The organism is Streptomyces sp. NBC_01381 (assembly GCF_026340305.1).
Taxonomy (GTDB): Bacteria; Actinomycetota; Actinomycetes; order Streptomycetales; family Streptomycetaceae; genus Streptomyces.
In genome coordinates, this window is sequence record NZ_JAPEPI010000001.1 from 60,026 (window position 1) to 82,998 (window position 22,973).

At 70.6% G+C, this 22,973-nt stretch carries 22 protein-coding genes and 1 pseudogene; 11 read left to right on the top strand and 12 right to left on the bottom strand.

The window, feature by feature from the left end; translation table 11 throughout:
* Positions 1–3: 3 nt before the first annotated feature.
* From OG453_RS00335 to OG453_RS00370, 8 genes are read right to left on the bottom strand one after another with little or no spacing between them, the layout of a single operon-like run.
* A complete protein-coding gene (locus tag OG453_RS00335) occupies positions 4–1,998 on the bottom strand; it encodes an NADH-quinone oxidoreductase subunit L (RefSeq protein WP_266863277.1) in 1,995 nt (664 codons plus the stop codon).
* The gene (nuoK, locus tag OG453_RS00340) at positions 1,995–2,399 is read right to left on the bottom strand and encodes an NADH-quinone oxidoreductase subunit NuoK (RefSeq protein ID WP_266863279.1); all 405 of its coding nucleotides are present in this window, start codon (positions 2,397–2,399) and stop codon (positions 1,995–1,997) included. Before nuoK ends, OG453_RS00335 begins: the two co-directional genes overlap by 4 nt.
* The gene (locus OG453_RS00345) at positions 2,399–3,043 is read right to left on the bottom strand and encodes an NADH-quinone oxidoreductase subunit J (RefSeq protein WP_266863281.1); all 645 of its coding nucleotides are present in this window, start codon (positions 3,041–3,043) and stop codon (positions 2,399–2,401) included. Before OG453_RS00345 ends, nuoK begins: the two co-directional genes overlap by 1 nt.
* The gene (locus OG453_RS00350) at positions 3,040–3,600 is read right to left on the bottom strand and encodes an NADH-quinone oxidoreductase subunit I (RefSeq protein WP_266863283.1); all 561 of its coding nucleotides are present in this window, start codon (positions 3,598–3,600) and stop codon (positions 3,040–3,042) included. The genes OG453_RS00345 and OG453_RS00350 overlap by 4 nt, the downstream gene beginning before the upstream one ends.
* Positions 3,600–4,568: a complex I subunit 1 family protein gene (locus tag OG453_RS00355; protein WP_266863285.1), complete on the bottom strand. Its 969-nt coding sequence runs from the start codon at positions 4,566–4,568 to the stop codon at positions 3,600–3,602. Before OG453_RS00355 ends, OG453_RS00350 begins: the two co-directional genes overlap by 1 nt.
* Positions 4,565–6,250 carry an NADH-quinone oxidoreductase subunit C gene (locus OG453_RS00360; protein ID WP_266863287.1) on the bottom strand — a complete coding sequence of 562 codons (1,686 nt, stop codon included), beginning with the start codon at positions 6,248–6,250 and terminating at the stop codon, positions 4,565–4,567. The genes OG453_RS00355 and OG453_RS00360 overlap by 4 nt, the downstream gene beginning before the upstream one ends.
* Positions 6,247–6,855 (bottom strand): NADH-quinone oxidoreductase subunit B family protein, encoded by a 609-nt coding sequence (locus OG453_RS00365; RefSeq protein WP_323178586.1) that lies wholly within the window; start codon positions 6,853–6,855, stop codon positions 6,247–6,249. The genes OG453_RS00360 and OG453_RS00365 overlap by 4 nt, the downstream gene beginning before the upstream one ends.
* Complete coding sequence (locus tag OG453_RS00370; protein ID WP_266863289.1) at positions 6,846–7,235, bottom strand: NADH-quinone oxidoreductase subunit A; 390 nt, start codon at positions 7,233–7,235, stop codon at positions 6,846–6,848. The genes OG453_RS00365 and OG453_RS00370 overlap by 10 nt, the downstream gene beginning before the upstream one ends.
* Before the next feature lie 233 nt (positions 7,236–7,468).
* On the opposite strand from OG453_RS00370, the gene OG453_RS00375 reads away from it, so the two are divergent.
* From OG453_RS00375 to OG453_RS00400, 6 genes are all read left to right on the top strand, one after another.
* Entirely contained in the window at positions 7,469–8,656 is a 1,188-nt protein-coding gene (locus OG453_RS00375) for a sensor histidine kinase (protein ID WP_266863291.1), read from the top strand.
* A gap of 139 nt (positions 8,657–8,795) precedes the next feature.
* The gene (locus tag OG453_RS00380) at positions 8,796–10,163 is read left to right on the top strand and encodes a sensor histidine kinase (RefSeq protein WP_266863293.1); all 1,368 of its coding nucleotides are present in this window, start codon (positions 8,796–8,798) and stop codon (positions 10,161–10,163) included.
* Positions 10,164–10,300: 137 nt separating this feature from the next.
* Positions 10,301–11,740, top strand: a complete 1,440-nt coding sequence (locus OG453_RS00385; RefSeq protein ID WP_266863295.1) for a hypothetical protein — start codon at positions 10,301–10,303, stop codon at positions 11,738–11,740.
* Positions 11,741–11,822: 82 nt separating this feature from the next.
* Complete coding sequence (locus OG453_RS00390) at positions 11,823–12,482, top strand: response regulator transcription factor (RefSeq protein ID WP_323178646.1); 660 nt, start codon at positions 11,823–11,825, stop codon at positions 12,480–12,482.
* 311 nt (positions 12,483–12,793) lie between these two features.
* Positions 12,794–14,725 (top strand): 2-oxoacid:acceptor oxidoreductase subunit alpha, encoded by a 1,932-nt coding sequence (locus OG453_RS00395; protein WP_266863299.1) that lies wholly within the window; start codon positions 12,794–12,796, stop codon positions 14,723–14,725.
* Positions 14,718–15,815 carry a 2-oxoacid:ferredoxin oxidoreductase subunit beta gene (locus OG453_RS00400; protein ID WP_266863301.1) on the top strand — a complete coding sequence of 366 codons (1,098 nt, stop codon included), beginning with the start codon at positions 14,718–14,720 and terminating at the stop codon, positions 15,813–15,815. Before OG453_RS00395 ends, OG453_RS00400 begins: the two co-directional genes overlap by 8 nt.
* A 38-nt stretch (positions 15,816–15,853) precedes the next feature.
* Here OG453_RS00400 and OG453_RS00405 read toward each other — a convergent pair whose 3' ends face one another.
* A complete protein-coding gene (locus OG453_RS00405; RefSeq protein WP_266863303.1) occupies positions 15,854–16,228 on the bottom strand; it encodes a helix-turn-helix domain-containing protein in 375 nt (124 codons plus the stop codon).
* A gap of 99 nt (positions 16,229–16,327) precedes the next feature.
* On the opposite strand from OG453_RS00405, the gene OG453_RS00410 reads away from it, so the two are divergent.
* The 3 genes and pseudogenes from OG453_RS00410 to OG453_RS00420 form a co-directional block, all read left to right on the top strand.
* Complete coding sequence (locus OG453_RS00410; RefSeq protein ID WP_266863305.1) at positions 16,328–17,188, top strand: SDR family oxidoreductase; 861 nt, start codon at positions 16,328–16,330, stop codon at positions 17,186–17,188.
* A 115-nt stretch (positions 17,189–17,303) separates the two neighbouring features.
* Positions 17,304–18,314: an EamA family transporter RarD gene (rarD, locus tag OG453_RS00415; protein WP_266863307.1), complete on the top strand. Its 1,011-nt coding sequence runs from the start codon at positions 17,304–17,306 to the stop codon at positions 18,312–18,314.
* Between the two features lie 107 nt (positions 18,315–18,421).
* Positions 18,422–18,721: pseudogene (locus tag OG453_RS00420) on the top strand (helix-turn-helix transcriptional regulator); the annotation flags it as partial.
* Between the two features lie 283 nt (positions 18,722–19,004).
* Here OG453_RS00420 and OG453_RS00425 read toward each other — a convergent pair.
* Positions 19,005–20,468: an MFS transporter gene (locus OG453_RS00425; RefSeq protein ID WP_266863309.1), complete on the bottom strand. Its 1,464-nt coding sequence runs from the start codon at positions 20,466–20,468 to the stop codon at positions 19,005–19,007.
* A gap of 236 nt (positions 20,469–20,704) precedes the next feature.
* Here OG453_RS00425 and OG453_RS00430 point away from each other — a divergent pair, with 236 nt between their 5' ends.
* Positions 20,705–21,130 (top strand): helix-turn-helix domain-containing protein, encoded by a 426-nt coding sequence (locus OG453_RS00430; RefSeq protein ID WP_323178647.1) that lies wholly within the window; start codon positions 20,705–20,707, stop codon positions 21,128–21,130.
* Here OG453_RS00430 and OG453_RS00435 read toward each other — a convergent pair.
* On the bottom strand, positions 21,094–21,795 hold the full coding sequence (locus OG453_RS00435; protein ID WP_266863311.1) for an ABATE domain-containing protein: 702 nt from the start codon (positions 21,793–21,795) through the stop codon (positions 21,094–21,096). The two genes, OG453_RS00430 and OG453_RS00435, sit on opposite strands and share 37 nt — an antisense overlap.
* Before the next feature lie 22 nt (positions 21,796–21,817).
* On the opposite strand from OG453_RS00435, the gene OG453_RS00440 reads away from it, so the two are divergent.
* Positions 21,818–22,267 (top strand): VOC family protein, encoded by a 450-nt coding sequence (locus tag OG453_RS00440; RefSeq protein WP_266869654.1) that lies wholly within the window; start codon positions 21,818–21,820, stop codon positions 22,265–22,267.
* A 33-nt stretch (positions 22,268–22,300) separates the two neighbouring features.
* Here OG453_RS00440 and OG453_RS00445 read toward each other — a convergent pair whose 3' ends face one another.
* Positions 22,301–22,870, bottom strand: a complete 570-nt coding sequence (locus OG453_RS00445) for a TetR/AcrR family transcriptional regulator (RefSeq protein WP_266863313.1) — start codon at positions 22,868–22,870, stop codon at positions 22,301–22,303.
* Positions 22,871–22,973 lie beyond the last annotated feature (103 nt).

Consider the following 22,973-nt stretch of genomic DNA (forward strand, 5'->3'; position numbering starts at 1 on the left):
TGCTCACGCTCCGACGGTGGCGACGAGGACGGCGGCGACAGCCAGGACGACGGTGCCTGCGAGCAGCGCGCTCAGGTAGGTCTGCACATTGCCGGTCTGGGCGCGGCGGACGGCCGTGCCGAGCCAGCGGGGTGCGGTGCCCGCGCCGCGTACGTACGTGTCGACGACCTCGCGGTCGAGGAACCGGACGAGGCTCGCGGCCGCCCGGACGGGGCGCACGAACAGGGCGGAGTAGACGGCGTCGACGTGGAAGCCGACGGCGGCGTGCCGGTGCAGCGGGCCGAGCAGGAGGCGGCCCGGGTCGGCCGGGTCATGGGCGGCGGCCACGTCTCCGTAGGCCGGAGCGTGCGTGGCGATGGCCTCTGCCTCGACGAGCCCGCCGTCGGCCTCCGCGTCGGCGGCGACCGCACCCATCGGGACACGGGCGGCGAGCGCCGTGGTGTGACGCCACGCGCCGTACGTGACGAGCCCGCCGACGAGGGCGAGTCCCGTGCCGAGGACGGAGGTGGTGAGGGTCGGGGTGAGCTCGTGGCCGTCGAACCAGTCCGGCAGGACGCCGACGGTGAGGCCGAAAGCGAGTGAGGGGACGGCGAGCACCCAGAGCACGGCGGTCATCGTGACGGGCTGCCTGCCGTGGTCGGGGGCTTCGACTCCCTTGCCGTTGAAGGCGAGGAGCCACAGGCGCGTCGCGTAGGCGGCGGTGAGGAGGGCGGTGAGCAGACCGGCGACGAGGACGATCCAGCCCGCGGCGGAGGGCGCGGTCTCGGAGTGACCGGTGGCCGCGTGCTCGGCGGCGCCCAGGACGGCTTCCTTGGAGAAGAAGCCGCTGAACGGCGGGATCGCGGCGAGCGCGAAGAGCGCCACGGTCATCGTCCAGAAGGCGTCGGGGACGCGGTCGCGCAGGCCCTTCATCCGGGACATCGCGGCGAGGGAGTTGGTGCCGGCGGCGTGGATGATCACGCCCGCGCCGAGGAAGAGGAGCGCCTTGAAGGCGCCGTGCGACAGGAGGTGGAAGACGGCGGCGCCGCGTTCGCCGACGGCGAGGGCGCCGGTCAGATAGCCGAGCTGGCCGATCGTCGAGTACGCGAGGACGCGCTTGATGTCGTCCTGGGCGAGCGCGGCGAGGGCCGAGCCGGCCATCGTGACGGCGGCCATGACGGCGAGGACGACCAGGGCCGCCGACGACGCGGCGAAGACCGGGAGGAGACGGGCCACGAAGTAGACACCGGCGGCGACCATCGTCGCGGCGTGGATGAGCGCGGAGACGGGCGTGGGGCCCGCCATCGCGTCGGGCAGCCAGGTGTGCAGCGGGAACTGCGCGGACTTGCCGGCCACGCCCGCGAGGAGCAGCAGGGCGATGAGCGTGGGGTGGTCGAGGCCGCCGTCCGCGACCGTCGCGAGGACGGTCGTGATGCGGAAGGAGCCCGCGTCGACGGCCAGGGCGAACAGGCCGATCAGGAAGGGGACGTCGCCGAGCTTGGTGACCAGGAAGGCCTTGAGGGAGGCGGCGCGTGCCTCGGGCGTCTCCCAGTAGTGGCCGACGAGGAAGTACGAGCAGATGCCCATGATCTCCCAGCCGACCAGGAGCACCATCAGGTCGCCGGAGTAGACGACGAGCAGCATCGCGGAGGTGAAGAGGGAGACGAGAGCGGCGTACGAGGGGTAGCGCGGGTCGTCGCGCAGGTAGCCCGTCGAGTAGATCTGCACGCAGGAGGCGACGACGCCGACCAGTACGGCGACCAGGGCGGCGAAGCCGTCGATGTGCAGGGCGAGTTCGATGGGGACCGAGCCGGTCGGGGTGAGCTCGGTGGCGGAATCGATGTCGGCGCCGCCGCCGTGCCGGAAGGCGACCAGGACGGCGAGGACGAGCGCGGCCAGCGTGGGCAGCACCGCGAGGGGGCGTACGAGTCCGGGGATCGTGCGGCCGAGCAGCAGGCCGGCGGCCGCGCCGAGGAACGGCAGGAGGGGGACGAGTACGGCGAGGGTGGTCGTGGTCACGCGGTGGCCTCAGCCTTCTGCGACTTCTGCGACTTCTCTGCCGGGGCGGGCTCTTCGGTGGCCGCGCCCTCGGCATCGTCTTCGGGGTCTTCGGGGCCCTCGGCGGTGTCGCGGAGGTCGTCGACGGCGGAGGAGCCGCGGTTGCGGTAGACGGCGAGGACGATCGCGAGGCCGATGCCGATCTCGGCGGCGGCGATGGCGATGGTGAAGAGGGTCAGGGCCTGGCCGGAGTGGAGGGCGTCGCGCAGCCAGACGTCGAAGGCGACCAGGTTGAGGTTGACGGCGTTGAGCATCAGCTCGACGGACATCAGGACCAGGATCGCGTTGCGGCGGGCGAGTACTCCGTAGAGGCCTACGCAGAAGAGGAGGACGGCCAGGACGGCGGGATAGGCGAGGTGCATCAGCGCTGCTCCTTGTCGCTGGGGGCACCGTTCGTGCGGGTGTCGCCGGGGGTGTTGTTCAGCCGGGTCATGCGGGCGTTCCTGCGGGAGAGGACGATCGCGCCGACCAGGGCGGCGAGGAGCAGGACCGAGAGAGCCTCGAAGGGCAGTACCCAGTGCTGGAAGAGGAACTTTCCGGTCACGGCGGTGGAGCCCTGGGCTTCGTCGGCGGCGCGGTCGAGGTCGATCCAGGTCGTCCGGAAGGCGTCGACGACGACCCAGACCAGGGCGGCGGCCGCGAGGACGGCCACCGCGAGCGCGACCGGGCGGTTGCCCGAATCGGCGTCCGGGGAGCGGCCGATGGGGGCCCGCGTGAGCATCAGACCGAACAGGAGGAGGACGACGACGGAACCGACGTAGATCAGTACCTGCACCCAGGCGATGAACTCGGCGGTGAGCAGGAGGTACTCGACGGCCAGGCCGCCGAGCGTGGCCACCAGCCACAGGGCGGCGTGCACCAGCTGCTTGGTGGTGACGGTGACGATCGCCGAGCCGAGGGTGACAAGACCGACCAGGAGGAAGGCGATCTCCACTCCCGTCGGGGAGAGGAAGCCCTGGCTCTCGACGGCCTTGGCCGCCGCTTCGGAGGCTGTTGTGAGGGTCACGCGTCTCCCTCCGGTCCGGGTGCCGGGGCCTGCTGGGCCGCGGCGAGCTTCTCCGCGGCCTTGCGGGCGGTGGCGATCTCCTTGGGCTCCTCGGCGGTGGGGACCAGGGCGGGCGGGGCCGGCACGGTCCACATCCAGTCGCGGAGCTTGTCGCGCTCGTGGGTGAGTTCGTGGATGTCGGTCTCGGCGTACTCGAACTCCGGGGACCAGAACAGGGCGTCGAAGGGGCAGACCTCGATGCAGATGCCGCAGTACATGCAGAGGGAGAAGTCGATGGCGAAGCGGTCGAGGACGTTGCGGCTGCGCTCGCGGCCGCCCTCGACGGCCGGCGGGACCGTCTCCTTGTGGGAGTCGATGTAGATGCACCAGTCCGGGCACTCGCGGGCGCACAGCATGCAGACCGTGCAGTTCTCCTCGAAGAGCCCGATGACGCCTCGGGTTCGGGGCGGTAGTTCGGGCTGGTGCTCCGGGTACTGCTGGGTGACGGTCTTCTTCGTCATCGTGCGGAGGGTGACGGCGAGGCCCTTGGCCAGGCCGCTGCCAGGGATCGGAGGCATTAGTTGATCGCCACCTTCACGATTCCGGTGAGCGCGATCTGCGCGAGGGCGAGCGGGACGAGGAGGGTCCAGGAGAACTTCTGGAGCTGGTCCTCGCGGAGACGGGGGTAACTGACGCGTAGCCAGATCACGAGGAAGGCGAGCACGCCGGTCTTGAGGAGGGTCCAGACCCAGCCGAGGCCGTCGGCGCCCCAGGGGCCGTGCCAGCCGCCGAGGAAGAGGACGGTGGTGAGGCCGCAGAGGACGACGATTCCGGCGTACTCGGCGAGCAGGAAGAGGGCGAAGCGGAGGCCCGTGTACTCCGTGTACGCGCCGAAGATGATCTCCGAGTCGGCGACCGGCATGTCGAAGGGCGGGCGCTGCAGTTCGGCGAGGCCCGCGATGAAGAAGACGAGGGCGCCGACGATCTGCCAGGGCAGCCACCACCACTGGAAGGCGTTGAGGATGCCGGGCAGCGAGACCGTCCCGGCGGCCATCGCGACCGAGGCCGCGGCGAGCAGCATCGGGAGTTCGTACGCGAGGAGCTGGGCGGCGGTGCGCAGGCCGCCGAGGAGGGAGAACTTGTTGGCGCTGGCCCAGCCGGCCATCAGCGAGCCGAGTACGCCGATGCCCATGACCGCGAGGACGAAGAAGATGCCGGCGTCGACGAGTTGGCCGACGGCGCCTTCGCTCGGGCCGATGGGGATGGCCACGAGGACGAGGAGGTAGGGCAGCAGGGCGACGGCGGGGGCGAGCTGGAAGATGCGGCGGTCGGCGTCGGCCGGTACGACGTCTTCCTTCTGCGCGAACTTCACGCCGTCCGCGACGAGCTGGGCCCAGCCGTGGAAACCACCGGCGTACATGGGGCCGAGGCGGCCCTGCATGTGGGCCATCACCTTGTGCTCGGTCTGGCCGATGACCAGGGGCAGGACCATGAATACGGCGAAGACGATGAGAAGCCGCAGGGCAACGTCGAGAGTGTCGTTCACTCCGTGCCTCCTGGGCGGCGGTCGTCTTCGGGGGTTTCGGTGGGGGCGGGGTCGGGGTCGGGGGTGACGGTGGGCTCGGGTGCGGGTGCGGGTGCGGGTGCGGGTGCCGGTGCCGGTGCGGGTGCCGGTGCGGGTGCGGGTGCCGGTGCGGGTGCCTGATCCGCGTCGGCCGTCGGCTCGGGGGCGAGTGCCGGCTCGGGCTCGGGTGCCGGCCCGGGTGCGGGCGTCGGCTCGGCCTCAGGTGCCAGCTCGGCCTCGGCAGTCGGCTCGAGTGTCGGCCCAGGCGGGGGCGTCTGCTTCGCCTCGGCTGCGGGCGTCCGCTCGGGATCGGGTGCCGGCTCCGCCTCGGGCGCAGGTGTCGGCACCGCCTCGGGTGCAGCTGTCGGCACCGTCTTGGGCGTCGGCTCGGGCTCGGGCGTTGGCTCAACTGCGGGCGCCGGCCCGGGCGTCGACTCAGGCTGGGGCGTCGGCTCGACCGCAGGTGTCTGCTCGGGTGCCGGCGTCTGCTCCGGTGTCGCCTCGGCCTCCGGCGTGGGCTTCTGGTCAGCCGGGGCTGTCGGCTCCGCCTTGGCGGCCGACTCCGCTTCCGGTGTTGCTGGCTTCGGCTGGTCGGTGTCGTCGAACGCCGGGCGCGCCTTGTGCCAAGGGGCGTCGGAGCCGGACGGGGGCGCCGCCGCGGGCTTCGCCTCGGCTTCGGGCTTCGTCGGCGCGGTCACCTCGGCTTCGGGCTTCACCGGCGCGGTCGACTCCGCTTCGGGCTTCGCCGCCGCGGGCTTCGCCTCGGCTTCGGGCTTCGTCGGCCCGGTCACCTCCGCTTCGGGCTTCACCGGCGCCTTCGCCTCGCCCTCAGGCTTCGCCGCCGCAGGCACCTCAGGCTCCGGCGCAGGCGGCGTCCCCGGCGCCGAAGGAGCAGCCTCCGGCGTCGGTCGCTGGGATGCCGAGCCCTGGCTCACGCTGCGGGATCGGCGTGGGCGGGGTGCTTCCGGGGCGGCCGGGGTCGGCTGCTCCGCTGTGCCGGACTGGCTTGCCGAGCCCTCGCCCGCCGTGCGGGTGCGGCGGGCCGGGCGGTCGCCTGCCGCGCGGGCCGCGCCGCGGGCCGGGCGGGCCGGGGCCGCGGGGAGTTGGCCCTTCAGAGGGCCCCATTCGTTCGGGTCCGGTACGCCGGGGGGCAGCATCTGGCGGCGCTTGGGGCCGCCGTGCTCCGACTCCCCCGGCTCCTTGGCGCCCGGCCAGGCCTTCGCGACACGGGCGGCGAGTACGAAGTCCTTGCGGAGAGGGTGACCCTCGAAAGTGTCGGGGAGGAGCAGCGGCACCAGGTTCGGGTGGCCTTCGAAGCCGATGCCGAACATCTCGTGCGTCTCCCGCTCGTGCCAGCCCGCGCCCGCGTAGACGCCGACCGCGGTCGGCAGGACCGGGGCGTCGTGCGGAACGGTCGTACGGATGAGGAGACGGCGTACCGGAGAGAGGGCGACGACGTGGGCGGAGACGAGGAAGCCCGTGCCCGGCTCGTCGACCGCGCTCAGCCAGTCGAAGTAGGTGCAGGTCAGGGTCGTGCGAGCGGTTTCGAGCGCGGCGATCCAGGAGGAGGGCGGTACGTCCACCGTCAGGAGGTCGTACGACTCGTCGGCCGTCGCCTCCGCACCGAAGAGCTCCTCGACGGGGCTCGGCAGCCAGCCGGTCATGCCGTGCCCTCCCCCGAGACAGAAGGCGCAGAAGGCGGCTTCACCAAGCCGCTCTGCAGCGCCGCCGCCGAAGGCCGCGCACCGCTCCCGTACCGCTCCCCCAGCGACTCCCGCGCGATCTTCTCCTGGAGCTTGAGGATCCCCTGGAGAAGGGCTTCGGGACGAGGCGGGCAGCCGGGGACGTACACGTCGACCGGGATGATCTGGTCGACGCCCTTGGTGACGGAGTACGAGTCCCAGTAGGGGCCGCCGCAGTTGGAGCAGGCGCCGAAGGAGATCACGTACTTCGGCTCGGGCATCTGCTCGTACAGGCGCTTCACGGCGGGGGCCATCTTGTCCGTGACCGTGCCGGACACGACCATCAGGTCGGCCTGGCGCGGGCCCGGCGCGAAGGGGATGACGCCGAGCCTGATGAAGTCGTGGCGCGCCATGGACGCGGCGATGAATTCGATGGCGCAGCAGGCGAGACCGAAGTTGAAGACCCAGAGGGAGTACCGGCGGCCCCAGTTGAGGACCACCTTCATCGGCTCGGGGGCGAGGCGCGAGAGCACGCCCAGCTTCTTCGGCTCGGGGAGCAGCACAGGCTCCGAGGGGGTCACGTCCACGTCAGGACGCCCTTCTTGTATGCGTACAGCAGACCCACGGTCAGGAAGCCGAGGAAGATGAACATCTCCACCAGCGTCGTGGCACCGTAGCCGGGCGCGGCGAAGACCGTCGCCCACGGAAAGAGGAAGATCGAGTCGACGGCGAAGATGACGTAGAGGAACGCGTAGACGTAGTAGCGGACCTGGGTGTGGGCCCAGCCCTCGCCGACCGGGTCGACGCCGCACTCGTACGTCAGGAGTTTCTCCGGGGTCGGCACGACGGGCCGCAACAGCCGCCCCGCACCGAAGGCGACGGCGACGAACAGCACGCCCACGACGGCGAGCAGTCCGACGACGGAGTACGACTGGTAGTAGCTCGCCGCGACGTTCGTCACGTGCACGTCAGCCCCTTCACTCCCCGACAGTCCCCGACCGCCTCTGAAATTGATCACCGTTCAGTGATCACAGTTCATTGATCACTGTTCGACGATCTGTACGCACGGGAGTCTAGGGCCTGCTAAAGGCAAGGTAAGCAGAGCGTCACGCTTCGGTCAGGACGGGTGGGGTTATCCCCCGCCCAGCTTGGCGGTCAACCTCATGGCGCCGGAGCGGCGGGCCGGGCACCCTTGCGCATATGACCGCAAGCACCATGTCCCCTTCTCCGTCCGCGTCCTCGGTGTCCCCGCCGCCCGCCCGCTTCGCGGCGTACGACCGGCACACCTGGAAGGAGATCGCGCACCTCCTCGCCAATCTGCCGCTGGGCGTGGCCGGTTTCGTCTATGTGACCGTGGCCGTGGCGGTGGGCGGCGGTCTGTCCGTGACGGTCATCGGTCTGCCGCTGCTCGCGGGCGCGCTGATCGGCGCGCGGCAGCTCGGCAAGGCGGAGCGGGCCCGCGCCAGGGGGCTGCTCGGGCTGCGGATCGAGGAGCCGAGTCCGCTGCCGAGACAGCACGGGCACGGCTTCTTCAGCTGGCTGTGGTCGAGCCTGAAGGACCCGGTGGGCTGGCGCGCGATGCTGTACGAGTTCATCCGGCTGCCCTGGGGCGTGGTGACCTTCACCGTCGCCTTCACCGGCCTCTTCGTGTTCTGGCCCGTACTCCCCTACGTCGCGCGCGGTCTGACCAACGCCGACCGGGCGATGGCGCGCGGCCTTCTCTCGCCCTCCGACGAACTGGAGCGGCGCATCGCCGAACTGGAGTCGGACCGGGGCGTCGTGGTCGACACCGCCGCCGCCGATCTGCGCCGCATCGAGCGCGATCTGCACGACGGGGCGCAGGCCCGCCTGGTCGCGCTCGCCATGGGCCTCGGCCTGGCCAAGGAGAAGCTCCTCGAGGACCCCGACGCCGCGGCCGCGATGGTCGACGAGGCGCACGGCGAGGTGAAACTCGCCCTCCAGGAGCTGCGCGACCTGGCCCGCGGCATCCACCCGGCGGTCCTCACCGACCGCGGCCTGGACGCGGCGCTCTCCTCCGTGGCCTCGCGGTGCACGGTCCCGGTGAAGGTGACGGCCGATCTGCCCGACCGCCCGGCCGCCGCGATCGAGGGCATCGCGTACTTCACGGTCTCCGAGCTGCTGCAGAACGTCAGCAAGCACAGCGGCGCGCGCACGGCTTCCGTGGAGGTGTGGCGCTCCGACCAGCGCCTGCTCATCCAGGTGGGGGACGACGGCCACGGCGGCGCGAGCCTCGACGGGGGCACGGGCATGGCGGGGCTCGCGGACCGGCTCGGCGCGGTCGACGGCCTGTTCATCATCGACTCGCCGCAGGGCGGTCCGACGACGATCACGGCGGAGCTGCCGTGGCGGGACCGCGACCAGGGGTAGGGAAAACCCCCGGTCGAAGACACCCACCCACCACATGGTCCGGATCCGCCCAGGCCAGCAGGCTGGTCATAGACAGCGCACGACCCAGCAGCGCCCCAGCAGCGACCGAGCAGCGACCGAGCAGAAACGGACGGCACCGATGGCCACGGAGTACGGACAGGAGTACGGACAGGAGTACGGACGCATGGACCGTTCGGAGTTCCGGGGTTCCGACCTCGATGAGCGCCGGCGCCGGATCCCCGCCGGGCTGCGCGCGCCGTTCCAGGCCCGGGCCTGGAAGGAGTTCGGATATGTGCTGCTCAGCCTGCCCATCAGCATCGTCACCTTCACGTACGCGATCACGATGCTGTCGCTCGGTGCCGGCCTGCTGATCACGTTCATCGGGATCCCGGTGCTGGCCGCCGGTCTGGCCGGCTGCCGGGGCATCGGCGCCCTCGAGCGGGTGCGGGCGCGCTCGCTGCTCGGCGTCGAGGTGGCGAACCCGGAGCCGCTGCGGCCCAAGAACCGCGGGCCGATGGGATGGATGGGCGCCGTCCTCAAGAGCGGTGTCTCCTGGCGGCACGTCCTTTACTCGGTGCTCCACATGCCGTGGGCGGTCTTCTCGTTCAGCGTGTCGCTGGTCTTCTGGTCGAGCGGCTGGACGCTCCTGACGTATCCGCTGTGGCAGTGGCTCTTCCCGGCGTACGGGGACCAGGGCGGCATCCAGCTCTACGGCGACGACGGTCACCGCATCTACCTGGACAACCCCTTCGAGATCGGTGTCACCGCCCTCATAGGACTGCTGATCACGCTGGCCACCCCCTGGATCATCCGGGCCCTGACCACCGTCGACCGCGTCATGGTGGTCGGCCTGCTCGGCCCGTCGAGCCTGGCGACGCGGGTCGTCGAGCTGGAGTCGGACCGCGGCGTCGTCGTGGACACCGCGGCCGCCGATCTGCGCCGTATCGAGCGCGATCTGCACGACGGCGCGCAGGCCCGCCTGGTGGCGCTCGCCATGGACCTGGGTCTGGCCAAGGAGAAGCTGGCGGAGGACCCCGAGGCCGCGGCGCGCATGGTGGACGAGGCGCACGGCGAGGTGAAGGTCGCTCTCCAGGAGCTGCGCGACCTGGCCCGCGGCATCCATCCGGCGGTCCTCACCGACCGCGGCCTGGACGCGGCGCTCTCCGCGCTCGCCGCACGGTGCACGGTTCCGGTGCAGGTCGAGGTGGATCTGCCCGCGCGTCCCGCCGCCGCGATCGAGGGCATCGCGTACTTCACGGTCTCCGAGCTCCTGCAGAACATCTCCAAGCACGCGCGGGCGACGCGCGGCACCGTCGACGTCTGGCATGTCGAGGACCGGCTGATGCTCCAGGTCACCGACAACGGCGCGGGCGGCGCCGACGTGACGTCGGGCTCCGGCCTCGCGGGGCTCGCCGAGCGGCTCGACGCGGTCGACGGGATCCTGGTCGTGAACTCGCCGGCGGGCGGGCCGACGACGGTGACGGCGGAACTGCCGTGGCGGGCGTAGCCCGCGCCAACAGTGCCTTGTTTCCCCGGAGTTGGGTACCTTCTGGCTGATCGGCCGCGGTCCTGATCGGCGGCAGTCTCGATCGGCCACAGGGGACTTCTCGGGGGAGGCGCGTCATGCAGCGAGGGCGGTCCCGCTTGCGTGAGCGGATACAGCAGCGGCTGCGGGGAGACGCTCCCCCGGCCGACTCGGACGCCGGCAGCCAGGCCGCCGACAATGGGCTGCCGTTCGACTACCGCGTGCGCGTCCTCGTGGAGATCCAGGAGGACCCGGATGAACTGGCGCTCGCGGAGAGCCAGTTGACCGCACGGGGCTGGCCGGTCAGGGAGCCCAAGCCGGGTGAGTACGCGCCGGGTGAGGTGACACCTTCGTACGTCCCAAGGATCGTCGAGGTGCGCCTCATCGGCGCGCGCGACGGCGCCGCCCAGCACGCGCTGCACCAGGTGATGGACCTCTCCTACGCCAGGGAACTCGCCCTGCATGTACGGGACGCGGCGCTCATCCAGCACCGGCCGGACCCGCACATCACGTGGAAGCTCCATCCCAAGCGGGTCCCCACACCGCGCGAGCGGCTCAAGGAATGGCTGGGCATCGAGAGCGGCGGCACGGAGGAGGATCCGCAGCCCGAGCGCGTGATCCGGATTCCGGAGGACGCGCCCGAGGCGGACGCGCTGGCCGCGGCGGCCTCGCACTCGCCGGCGTGGCCGCCGTTCGACCCGCTGAAGCATGAGGTGCGGCCGGCGCGGATCAACAGTGCGCCGCCGATCGCACTGGCGCACTGCCTCTCGGCCGCTGCCGCGGTCGCCATCGCCTATCTGGCCATCCGATACCTGCCGATCGGCGGTGATTCTTGGTGGGCCGACATGGGCGTGGGCCTCGTCCTCGGGATCGGTGGCGCGCTCAGCAGCCGACTCGTCGCCGGCATCGTCTTCATCTACCGTCAGTCCACCGCCCTGCGCGCCGTCCTGCCCTGGGCGCTCCCGGTCGTCGTACCCACTGCCTTCGCCGCGATTCCGCAGGTGGGGCAGTCGATGTACGCGGGCTATCTGTCGGCCTTCGACCTGTCCGGGGAGGTCTCGACCGGGGCATGGCCGGACGGTCTGATGGCCGGGGCATGGGTGTCGGCCGCGTTCCTGTACGGGCTGCTCGCCGGGATCGGCGCCAGCGGCTGGGTGTACCGGACCACGGCACGCTCCGGCACCGCCTTCGGCACCGCCGTGCTCATCGGCATGTACGTCGGGGCGCTCACGGGCTGGCTGCTGGCGGCCGCCGTCACCGACCGCGCCGCCGACTCCGGCGAGAACGCCCGCGCCGCCGTCACGGAGTACAAGACCCCCGGCGCCTACTACGGCCTCAAGGCCAACTTCACGTGCGTACGGCCGAAAGAGAAGGACGCCCCCGTCTACGGCGGCACCCTCCCCGCGGACCGCCCGCTGCTCACCTTCGGGCCCAAGGGTGACCGTGTGTCCCTCTGGGATCCGAAGACGAAGCGCGCGCTGAGCATGCGTCTCGAAGACGCCTCCTTCGTGCCCGCCAAGAGCGAACACGGGAAAGCGGTCTGTCCACGAACCAAGTAACGCCCGCGCGTACGCGCGATACTGAGGTGCCGGGGGACTCAAGAACCAAATATGCCGGGGGGCCGTGGACGTGGAGGACAAAGTGCGGGTGGTCATCGCCGAGGATTCAGTGCTGCTCAGGGAGGGCCTGACCCGGTTGCTGACCGACCGCGGGCACGACGTCGTCGCGGGGGTGGGCGACGCGGACGCGCTGATCAAGACGGTCGACCAGCTCCACGCGACGGGCGCGCTGCCCGACGTGGTGGTCGCCGATGTGCGGATGCCGCCGACGCACACCGACGAGGGGGTGCGGGCCGCGGTCCAGCTGCGCCACCAGTATCCGGGGCTCGGGGTGCTCGTCCTTTCGCAGTACGTCGAGGAGCAGTACGCCACCGAGCTGCTCGCCGGGTCCAGCCGTGGCGTCGGCTATCTGCTCAAGGACCGGGTCGCCGAGGTCCGTGAGTTCGTGGACGCGGTGGTGCGGGTCGCGCAGGGCGGCACCGCGCTCGACCCTGAGGTCGTGGCGCAGTTGCTCGGCCGCAGCCGTAAGCAGGACGTCCTCGCGGGTCTGACGCCGCGCGAGCGCGAGGTGCTCGGCCTGATGGCCGAGGGGCGGACGAACTCGGCGATCGCCCGGCAGCTCGTGGTGAGCGACGGCGCCGTCGAGAAGCACGTCAGCAATATCTTCCTGAAGCTCGGCCTCTCCCCGAGTGACGGAGATCACCGGCGCGTACTGGCCGTGCTGACCTATCTCAACTCCTAGAAAACTGACACCCTGTCAGATATTTAGGGCGCAACAAGAGCGTCACCAGGTCGAACCGAGCAGAGCACGAGCACGAGTCGAGCATGAGTGCGGAGAATAGTCCTAGAACCAAAGGATGAGTGGGGGGCGTCTTCCATGTCGGGCCGGGGGGCGAGGCAGACTATGGCAAATCAGGGCAATTACGCGTCTCAAAAGCGCGTCCATCATGCGAGCGAGCCCAGGAAGGCGACCCTTACCGACGTAGGGTGGGCCTTGGGAAGGCTGGTCTTCCGGCCTTTGCCGCTCAGCCGCCTCGAGGGAGGTCCAGTTCAGTGACCAGCCAGGTCAGTAGCCCAGCCGAGCAGGCCGACGGGGCAGTCGTCGGAGAGCAACGCAAGCCTGCTGGTGAGAAAGATGTTCGCCGTCTGGACCGCGTGATCATCCGTTTTGCGGGTGACTCGGGGGACGGCATGCAGCTCACCGGTGACCGGTTCACTTCAGAGACGGCGTCCTTCGGCAATGACCTGTCGACGTTGCCGAATTTCCCGGCCGAGATCCGTGCTCCTGCCGGAACGTTGCCGGGGGTGTCCTCCTTCCAGTTGCATTTCGCCGATCACGACATCCTCACGCCGGGCGACGCGCCCAACGTGCTTGTCGCGATGAACCCGGCCGCGTTGAAGGCGAACATCGGTGATGTGCCGCGGGGTGCGGAGATCATCGTCAACACGGATGAGTTCTCCAAACGGGCGATGCAGAAGGTCGGCTACGACACCTCGCCGCTGGAGGACGGTTCGCTGGACGGCTACAGCGTCCACCCGGTGCCGCTGACGACGCTGACGGTCGAGGCGCTCAAGGAGTTCGACCTCTCGCGCAAGGACGCGGGCCGCAGCAAGAACATGTTCGCGCTGGGGTTGTTGTCGTGGATGTACCACCGGCCCACCGAGGGCACGGAGAGGTTCCTGCGGACGAAGTTCGCGAAGAAGCCGGAGATCGCCGAGGCGAACATCGCGGCTTTTCATGCGGGGTGGAACTTCGGTGAGACGACGGAGGACTTCGCCGTCTCCTACGAGGTCGCGCCGGCGTCCACGGCGTTCCCGACGGGCACGTATCGCAACATCTCGGGGAACCTGGCGCTGTCGTACGGGTTGATTGCGGCGGGGCGGCAGGCGGATCTGCCGCTCTATCTGGGCTCGTATCCGATCACGCCGGCCTCGGACATCCTGCACGAGCTGTCCAAGCACAAGAACTTCGGCGTGCGCACCTTCCAGGCCGAGGACGAGATCGCGGGCATCGGGGCAGCGCTGGGCGCGGCGTTCGGCGGTTCGCTCGCGGTGACGACGACGTCGGGTCCTGGTGTGGCGCTGAAGTCGGAGACCATCGGGCTCGCGGTCTCGCTCGAACTGCCGTTGCTGATCGTGGACATCCAGCGCGGCGGCCCTTCGACGGGGCTGCCGACCAAGACCGAGCAGGCCGACCTGCTGCAGGCCATGTACGGCCGCAACGGCGAGGCACCGGTGCCGATCGTGGCGCCGAAGACGCCGGCCGACTGCTTCGACGCGGCCATTGAAGCCGCCCGCATCGCGGTCAGCTACCGCACCCCGGTGTTCCTGCTGTCCGACGGCTATCTGGCCAACGGCAGCGAGCCGTGGCGGATCCCGGAGATCGATGAACTGCCCGATCTGCGGGTGCAGTTCGCCTCGGGCACCAATCACACCGAGGACGACGGCACCGAGGTGTTCTGGCCCTACCAGCGCGACCCGCAGACCCTGGCCCGCCCGTGGGCGATTCCCGGCACGCCGGGCCTTGAGCACCGCATCGGCGGCATCGAGAAGCAGGACGGCACCGGAAACATCTCCTACGACCCGGCCAACCACGACTTCATGGTCCGCACCCGCCAGGCCAAGATCGACGGCATCGAGGTGCCTGATCTTCAGGTCGACGACCTGACCGGGGATGCCAAGTTGCTGGTGCTGGGCTGGGGTTCGACCTATGGGCCGATCACTGCGGCCGTCCGGCGGCTGCGCGCGGCCGGTGAGAGTGTCGCGCAGGCCCATCTGCGCCACCTCAACCCCTTCCCGCGGAATCTGGGCGAGGTCCTGAAGCGTTACGACAAGGTGGTGATTCCCGAGATGAACCTCGGGCAGCTGGCCACTCTGGTCCGCGCCAGGTTCCTGGTCGACGCCGTCTCCTACAACCAGGTCAACGGAATGCCGTTCAAGGCCGAGCAGCTCGCCACGGCTCTCAAGGAGGCCATCCATGGCTGACACGAAGACCGAAGGCACCGGGAGCACCATCGAGGCGCTTTCGCTGGTGCCCAAGGCCGAGGCCAAGCAGTCCATGAAGGACTTCAAGTCCGACCAGGAGGTGCGCTGGTGCCCCGGCTGCGGCGACTACGCCGTCCTGGCGGCCGTGCAGGGCTTCATGCCCGAACTCGGCCTGGCCAAGGAGAACATCGTCTTCGTCTCCGGCATCGGCTGCAGCTCCCGCTTCCCGTACTACATGAACACCTACGGGATGCACTCCATCCACGGCCGCGCCCCGGCCATCGCGACCGGCCTCGCCTCGTCGCGGCGGGACCTGTCGGTGTGGGTGGTCACCGGCGACGGGGATGCGCTGTCCATCGGCGGCAACCACCTGATCCACGCGCTGCGCAGGAATGTGAACCTGAAGATCCTGCTGTTCAACAACCGGATCTATGGCCTGACCAAGGGCCAGTACAGCCCCACTTCGGAAGTCGGCAAGATCACCAAGTCGACGCCGATGGGCTCCCTGGACGCGCCCTTCAACCCGGTCTCGCTGGCCATCGGGGCGGAGGCGTCCTTCGTGGCGCGCACGGTGGATTCGGACCGCAAGCACCTCACCTCGGTGCTGCGGGAGGCGGCCGAGCATCCCGGCACGGCGCTGGTGGAGATCTACCAGAACTGCAACATCTTCAACGACGGCGCCTTCGAGGTCCTCAAGGACAAGCAGCAGGCCGAGGAGGCGGTGATCCGCCTGGAACACGGGCAGCCGATCCGCTTCGGGGCCCCGCTGGAGAGCGGCCTCGGGTCCCAGGGCGTGGTGCGCGACCCGCTGACCGGTGATCTCAAAGTTGTCCCGGTCACGCCTGAGACCGAGTCTCAGATCCTGGTCCACGACGCGCACTCCACCTCGCCGACGCAGGCCTTCGCGCTCTCCCGGCTCGCCGACCCGGACACCCTGCACCACACGCCGATCGGCGTCTTCCGCAACGTCGAACGCCCGGTCTACGACACGCTCATGGCCGACCAGCTCGACACCGCCATCGAGCACAACGGCAAGGGCGACCTCGCCGCGCTCCTCGCCGGCGGCGACACCTGGACCGTCGTCGGCTAGCTCGGCACGCCACACCCCCGAAGCCCGGTTCTGATCCTTCAGGACCGGGCTTCGTCGTACGCCGCGCGCGCCGTGCCCACGGCGTCCATGCGCCGCTCCGTCCAGGTCGCCAGGGCGTGCACCCGCTCGGCGGCCTCGCGGCCGAGGTCCGTGAGGGAGTAGTCGACGCGGGGCGGGATGACGGGCTTGGCGTCCCGGTGGACGAGGCCGTCGCGCTCCAGGGTCTGCAGCGTCTGGGCCAGCATCTTCTCGCTGACGCGACCGCCGATCGCCCGGCGCAGCTCGCTGAAGCGGTACGCGCGCTCCTGCAGGGCCAGCAGGATCAGCGTGCCCCAGCGGCTGGTGACGTGCTCCAGGACGAGCCGCTGGGGGCACATCTCGTCACTGGTGAGGTTCCAGTCCCTTACTCCCATGCAAGTACCTTACTTCAAAGTGGGTACTTTCCAGAAGTTAGTGCGCGACCTAGGCTCGGTCTCGAACCGCTTCAAACGGAAATCAGGGAGCTTTCAGACATGAGCATCGTCGTCACCGGAGCCACCGGACACCTCGGCCGTCTCGTCATCGACGGGCTGCTCGCCGCGCGGGTCCCCGCCGGGCAGATAGCGGCCGTCGTCCGCGACAAGGAGAAGGCCGCCCCGCTGGCCGCGCGCGGAGTCGAGCTGCGCGTCGCCGACTACAGCACGCCCGAGTCCCTCGCCGGTGTCTTCGCCGCGGGCGACAAGGTGCTGCTGATCTCCGGCAACGAGATGGGGCAGCGGGTCGCGCAGCACGGGGCCGTGATCGACGCCGCGCGCGCCGCGGGCGTCGCTCTCCTCGCGTACACCGGCGTACTCGGCGGTCCCGACGCCGACTTCGACCTCGCGGCCGAGCACAAGGCGACCGAGCAGCTGATCCTCGACTCCGGGGTGCCGTACACGTTCCTGCGCAACGGCTGGTACCACGAGAACTACACGGAGAACCTCGCCCCCGTCCTGGAGCACGGCGCCGTGGTCGCCTCCGCGGGTGACGGCCGGGTCGCCTCCGCCTCGCGCGCCGACTACGCCGCGGCCGCCGTCGCCGTGCTGACCGGTGACGGCCATCAGGGCAAGGCGTACGAGCTGAGCGGCGATGTCGCGTGGAGTCTCGCCGAGTACGCCGCCGAGGTCGCCCGGCAGAGCGGCAAGGACATCTCGTACGCGAACGTCCCGGCCGAGCAGAACCTCGCGAACCTGACCGGCGCCGGTCTGCCCGGGCGGTTCGCCGCGATCCTCGTCGACGTGGACGGGGCGATCGAGCGGGGGCTGCTCGCCGGTACGAGCGGTGATCTGACCCGGCTCATCGGGCGGCCCACGACGCCGCTGGCCGACGCGGTCGCGGCGGCGCTCAAGGGCTGACGCCCGGGCCGCGGGAGCGTCATGACCGTCTTTGAGATACGGGCATGACAGGTGGGCCCCTGTGCCGCTACCTTCGTGAGGGCAGCGTGGGGCTGCCGCGCACCAAGGAGGGGCCGTGGACAGCGGAGCAGCGGGGCAGCCGAAGAGCGAGGCGCGCATAGGACTGCTGAACGGCTTCGCGGCCTACGGGATGTGGGGACTCGTGCCCCTTTTCTGGCCGCTGCTCAAGCCGTCCGGGGCCGGCGAGATCCTCGCGCACCGGATGGCCTGGTCGCTGGTCGTGGTCGGCATCGCGCTGCTGTTCGTGCGGCGTTGGGCCTGGGCCGGCGAGCTGATCCGGCAGCCGCGGAAGCTGGGGCTTGTGACGATCGCCGCGGCGGTCATCACCGTCAACTGGGGCGTCTACATCTGGGCCGTGAACTCCGGCCATGTCGTCGAGGCGTCCCTCGGCTACTTCATCAACCCCCTGGTCACCATCGCCATGGGCGTCCTGCTCCTCGGCGAACGCCTGCGGCCCGTGCAATGGGCGGCGGTCGGCGTCGGCCTCGCCGCGGTCCTCGTGCTCGCCATCGGCGCCGGACAGCCGCCGTGGATCTCGCTCTGCCTGGCCTTCTCCTTCGCCACGTACGGCCTGGTGAAGAAGAAGGTGGGCCTCGGCGGCCTTGAGTCGCTCGCCGCCGAGACCGCGATCCAGTTCCTGCCCGCGGTCGGCTTCCTGCTGTGGCTCGCCTCGCGGGGCGATGCCACGTTCGGCGCGGAGGGCGTCGGGCATGCGGCGCTGCTCGCGGCGACCGGTGTGGTCACCGCCGCTCCCCTGGTCTGCTTCGGCGCGGCGGCGATACGGGTGCCGTTGTCCACGCTGGGGCTGCTGCAGTATCTGGCGCCGGTCTTCCAGTTCCTGCTCGGCATCCTGTACTTCCATGAGGCGATGCCGGCCGAGCGGTGGGCCGGGTTCGGGCTTGTTTGGCTGGCGTTGACGTTGCTGACCTGCGATGCGTTGCGCTCCGCTCGGCGTAATGCGGTGCGGCTGGCCGCTGCGCGGGGCGGTGCCGTTACGTCTGGCTCCGCCGGGGGGCGGGAGGCGGTGGGGCCCGCCGCCGGGCGGGAAGCGGAGACTGTGGTCTGACGACCGCAGGCCCCTACCGTTTTCGGCTGCGGGTGCGTTGGGGCTGGTCGCGCAGTTCCCCGCGCCCCTTCAACCCCGGTAGCTGGGCGCGCCCACGCGGCGGAGGGACGGTGGCCTCGCTGGCCGCCCGCGCCCAGGTGTCCCGCGCGTCCTTCGCCCGCCACTTCACCGAGCTGGTCGGCAGGCCCCCGATGGCGTACCTCACCGAGTGGCGGATGACGCTCGCCGCCGAGCTCTTGGCCGAGCCCGGCGCGACGGTGGCCGCCGTGGCCGGCCAGGTGGGCTACGCCGACGGCTTCGGCTTCAGCGACGCCTTCAAACGAATCCGAGGCATCACCCCGAGCAACTACCGCACCTCACTGACGACCGGCCGACCGGACTCCACCTCGCTCCGGGCGGCGGGCTGACCGTCGCTACCTTTCGCACTCCACCTCGCTCCGGGCGGCGGGCTGACCGCCGCCGCCTCCCGCGACGCCCTGCCCCCCCAAGCAACCACCGCGGCCTCACTGACGACCGGACAGCCAGACCTCCGCCTCGCTCCGGGCGGCGGGCTGACGGCCGCCGCCTCCCGCACTCCGCCCCACTCCGGGCAGCAGGCCGACCGCCGCTCTCAGCGCGACCGCCGCCGGACAGATCTCGTACGCCGACCCCTTCGGCCTCAGCAACACCCCCGGTGCACATCCCGAGCAGCTACCTCGCCTCACTCACCGCCGGGCGACCGGACTCCGCCTCGCTTCGGGCAGCGGGCTGACCGCCGCCTCCCGCGACCCGCCTCCCGCTCCTGCGCCTCCGCAGGCCCTGTGCCGAGAGCAGTACGCCCAGGAGTGCCATCGCCAGCGGGACGGTGAGGGCCGCGTGGAAGGCGGAGAGGGGGGATGCCGCGGTCGTGCCCGATGAGGCCAGGCCGTGGACCGCTGTTACGCCCGAGATGCCTATTGCCGCGCCGAACTGCAGGCCTGTCTGGAGTACTCCGCCCGCCAGGCCCTGTTCCTTCTCGGCCACCCCTTCCGTCGCCGCGATCATCAGCGGGCCCAGGGCCAGCGCGAAGGCCGTGCCCGCGAGGAGCAGGGTCGGGAACATCGCCGCGTACGTCCAGTCCATGCCGACCGGCAGGAAGAGGCCGTACGCCACTGTCGCGAGCAGGAAGCCGGCGAGGATCACCCGGGCGTGGCCGTACCGCGCGACCAGGCGTGGGGTGAGTGTCGGGGCGAGGATCACGTCGCAGCCCATCACCACCAGGGCGATGGCTGTCTGCCAGGACGACCAGCCGCGCAGTTCCTGGAGGTAGAGCGTCAGGACGAACTGGAAGCCCATGAACGCCCCGACGAACAGCAGCGCCCCTAGCCCGGCCCGCACCACCGAGCCCGTAAGAAGGATGCCGAGGCGCACCAGTGGCTCTGCCGTGCGCCGCTCGATCCGTACGAAGGCGGCTCCGAGCAGCAATCCCGCGGCCGCCGCACCGGCGGTCAACGGCCAGCCCGCGAGCCCGTGTTCGAGCCGTACGACGCCGAAGGCGAGCAGCAGCATCGCCCCGGCCGCCGCGGCGGCACCCGGCAGATCGAAGCCCCGCAGGCCGGGTGTGCGCCGCTCGGGCACCGCCTCGCCCGGGACGAGCCGCACCGCCGCCGCGAGGATCGCACCCGCGAGCAGCACCGGCGCGAAGAACACCCACCGCCAGCCGAGTTCGGTCAGGAGCCCGCCGACGACCAGGCCGAGCGAGAAGCCACCGGCGGAGGTGCCGGCGAAGACCAGCAGGGCCTTGTTGCGCTCGGGCCCCTCGGCGTACGAGGTGGTGATGATCGACATCGCGGCGGGTGTCATGAAGGCCGCGGCGAGGCCGGTCACGAAGCGGGCCACGATCAGCATCCAGCCCTCGGTGGCGAGGCCGCCGAGTCCGGAGAAGAGGAGGAAGACACCGAGCCAGACGAGGAACATCCGCCGTCTGCCGAGCAGGTCGGCCGCCCTGCCGCCGAGCAGTGTGAAGCCCGCGTACCCGAGGACGTAGGCGCTCAGGACCCAGGCCGCGGTGCCGGTGGACAGGCCGAGGTCGGATCTGATGGCGGGGATGGCGATCGCGAGCATCGCGATGTCGATGCCCTCCAGGAAAATCGTCCCGCAGAGGACCAGCAGCAGTGCCCAGGCCCGTGCGCCCATGGTGGCTCCCGGTGAGGTGAGATCGGCGGTTGTGACGGTTACTCAGCCGGGGGTCGGTTCCCTCTTGTAACCACTGGAAGCCTGCGGCACCATCGGCAGGTATGGAAGAAGGCACTTTGAAGTCACCGAGTAACCGCGAAGGCACCGTGGGCGTGGGCACGGGCGCGGACGCACACGCGGGCTCGGGCTCGGGCACAGGCACGGGCACGGGCACAGGCACGGGCGTGGGCGTGGGCGTGGGCACGGGCGTGGGCGTGGGCGTGGGCGTGGACTATGGAGACGCCGATCCCTTCCAGTGGGACACCCGCGAGGACTGCCAGGTACGCCAGATCCTCGACCGCGTCGCCGACAAGTGGTCGCTGCTCACCATCGCCCTCCTGGAGCACCGCAAGCTCCGCTTCACCGAACTGCGCCGCGAGATCGACGGCATCAGCCAGCGCATGCTGACGGTCACGCTGCGCCAGCTGGAGCGCGACGGTCTGGTCAAGCGCACGGTGCACCCGGTGGTGCCGCCACGGGTCGAGTACGAACTCACCCCGCTGGGCGGCACCCTGCACCACACCATCCAGTCCCTGGTGACCTGGACGGAGCGGCACCAGAACGAGATCGCGGCCGCGCGGGAGGCCTACGATGTGCGGGCCGCGTCCGAAGAGGCGGGCTGAGTCGCATCCGAAGAGGCGGGCCGAGTCGCGTCCGAAGAGGCAGGCCGAACCGTCTCGCCGCGGGCCCGGTGCACCCTGGCCTTCTGACGGTTGCCGCAGCGTTCCATCGAGCACCAGCGGCGGCGGCCGGGGCGGGACGTGTCGACGAAGAGCAAGGAGCAGTTGCCCCCACCGCATTCGCGGACGCGGTGGGCGAACGGCCCGGTGAAGAGGTCGACCGCGTCGCGCATGACGCTCGACAGGAGCCGTGTGCCGGTGGCGCCCGGCGCCCACGCGCGCGTGCCGTCCGGTTCGATGCGGGCGGTGAGCGGGGCTTCGGCCGCCGCGGCGTTCACGGCGGACAGGCACCCGGGGCCGAGCGGGCGGTCGTGGGCACGGTCGGCGGCGAGCTGGAACAGGGCGTCGCGGGTGCGCCGCACCAATTTCAACTCCCCCTCGCCCACCGCCAGTTCTAGGCCTGACGGCCACCGGAGGCGGCTCTCCCCCGCCCAGCGCACCAGGTCCGCGGGCTCGTGCAGCACCTCGAAGCGCGCGAACTCTCCCGGGCCGCCCGTCGCGAGCAGTTCCAGGCAGAGCGCGCCCGGATCGAAGTGGAACCGCCGGCCCGTGGGCGGGGCGAGCAGCAGCCCCGGCCGTTCGGCCTGTCCCGTTGTGCGCTCCATCATGTAACCAGTATAAGTGGTTAGCATGACCCTGCACTGGAAACTCGTCGTCGACGCCAACGACCCGCACGCCCAGGCCGTCTTCTGGGCCGAGACGCTGGGCTATGAGGTCGAGGACAACAGCGCCCTGATCACCCGCCTCCTCGGCTTCGGCGCCCTCCCCGAGTCCGAGACCATCGAGTTCCGCGGCCGCCACGCCTTCCGCGATCTGGTCGCCGTACGGCATCCGGACGATCCGTACGACGAGGAGACCGGCACCGGCCTCGGGCGGCGGATCCTCTTCCAGCGCGTCCCGGAGACGAAGACCATCAAGAACCGGCTGCACCTCGATGTGCACTGCGCGCCCGACGAGCGCGAGCACGAGGTCACCCGCATCGAGGCGCTCGGCGCGGCCGTCCTGCGGCGCGAGAAGCAGCCGGGTGGCGAGTGGGTCGTCATGACGGACCCGGAGGGGAACGAGTTCTGCGTCCACTAGGGGCGCACCCACAACGGGCGGCGCCCCTGCCCCCTACAGCAGGAGCCGCGACACCATCTCGTCGACCAGGCGCTCGGGCTGATGCGGCGCCAGGAGCTCCGGGATGGTCAGGTCGTCCACCATGAGCCCGAACATGGCCAGGTAGAGCAGCACCATGCCCGTGGTGTCGCCCGGCAGTCCGCTGTCGAGGTGGAAGCTGATGTTGCCCTCCAGCTCGTCGCGGAAGAAGCGCGTCAGCTCGGCGTGGAGTTCGGGGTTCCTGGTGGCCATCAGTCGCAGCTCCAGCATGGCCAGATGGCTGCTGCGGTCGGCGCGCATCCGCTCGATGATCTGGTGCATGAAGGTCTTCACCAGCTCGTGCGTCGGCTCGGCCTTGAGCGTCTCCGCCACGTCCGACGCATCGGGCGTCAGCCGCTCGCGGGTGCGCTGCATGATCTGCCCCAGCATGTCGGCGCGGTTGGTGAAGTAGTTGGACGCCGTGCCCGTGGGGACACCCGCCTCGGTGTCGAGGGCGCGGAGGGTCAGCCCGCGTGAGCCCTCACGGGCGAGCACCTCGATGGCGGCGTCCAGCAGGGCGGTGCGGCGGGCGGGATTCTGACGCATGGGATTCTCCTGAACCATTTTCCATTGGACGGTTGACACCACTGCAAGTGAAGTACTAAGTTCTGACCACTTCAAGCACAGTACATCAAGCGCAGCACCCAGT

Excerpts from the sequence above, each read along its gene's own strand:
- OG453_RS00400 (WP_266863301.1), top strand. The coding sequence starts at position 14,718 with ATGGCTGACACGAAGACCGAAGGCACCGGGAGCACCATCGAGGCGCTT.
- OG453_RS00435 (WP_266863311.1), bottom strand. The coding sequence starts at position 21,795 with ATGATGGAGCGCACAACGGGACAGGCCGAACGGCCGGGGCTGCTGCTC.
- OG453_RS00350 (WP_266863283.1), bottom strand. The coding sequence starts at position 3,600 with ATGCCTCCGATCCCTGGCAGCGGCCTGGCCAAGGGCCTCGCCGTCACC.
- OG453_RS00360 (WP_266863287.1), bottom strand. The coding sequence starts at position 6,250 with ATGACCGGCTGGCTGCCGAGCCCCGTCGAGGAGCTCTTCGGTGCGGAG.
- nuoK (WP_266863279.1), bottom strand. The coding sequence starts at position 2,399 with ATGCACCTCGCCTATCCCGCCGTCCTGGCCGTCCTCCTCTTCTGCGTA.
- OG453_RS00405 (WP_266863303.1), bottom strand. The coding sequence starts at position 16,228 with ATGGGAGTAAGGGACTGGAACCTCACCAGTGACGAGATGTGCCCCCAG.
- OG453_RS00410 (WP_266863305.1), top strand. The coding sequence starts at position 16,328 with ATGAGCATCGTCGTCACCGGAGCCACCGGACACCTCGGCCGTCTCGTC.
- OG453_RS00425 (WP_266863309.1), bottom strand. The coding sequence starts at position 20,468 with ATGGGCGCACGGGCCTGGGCACTGCTGCTGGTCCTCTGCGGGACGATT.
- OG453_RS00445 (WP_266863313.1), bottom strand. The coding sequence starts at position 22,870 with ATGCGTCAGAATCCCGCCCGCCGCACCGCCCTGCTGGACGCCGCCATC.
- OG453_RS00375 (WP_266863291.1), top strand. The coding sequence starts at position 7,469 with ATGACCGCAAGCACCATGTCCCCTTCTCCGTCCGCGTCCTCGGTGTCC.
- OG453_RS00440 (WP_266869654.1), top strand. The coding sequence starts at position 21,818 with ATGACCCTGCACTGGAAACTCGTCGTCGACGCCAACGACCCGCACGCC.
- OG453_RS00380 (WP_266863293.1), top strand. The coding sequence starts at position 8,796 with ATGGCCACGGAGTACGGACAGGAGTACGGACAGGAGTACGGACGCATG.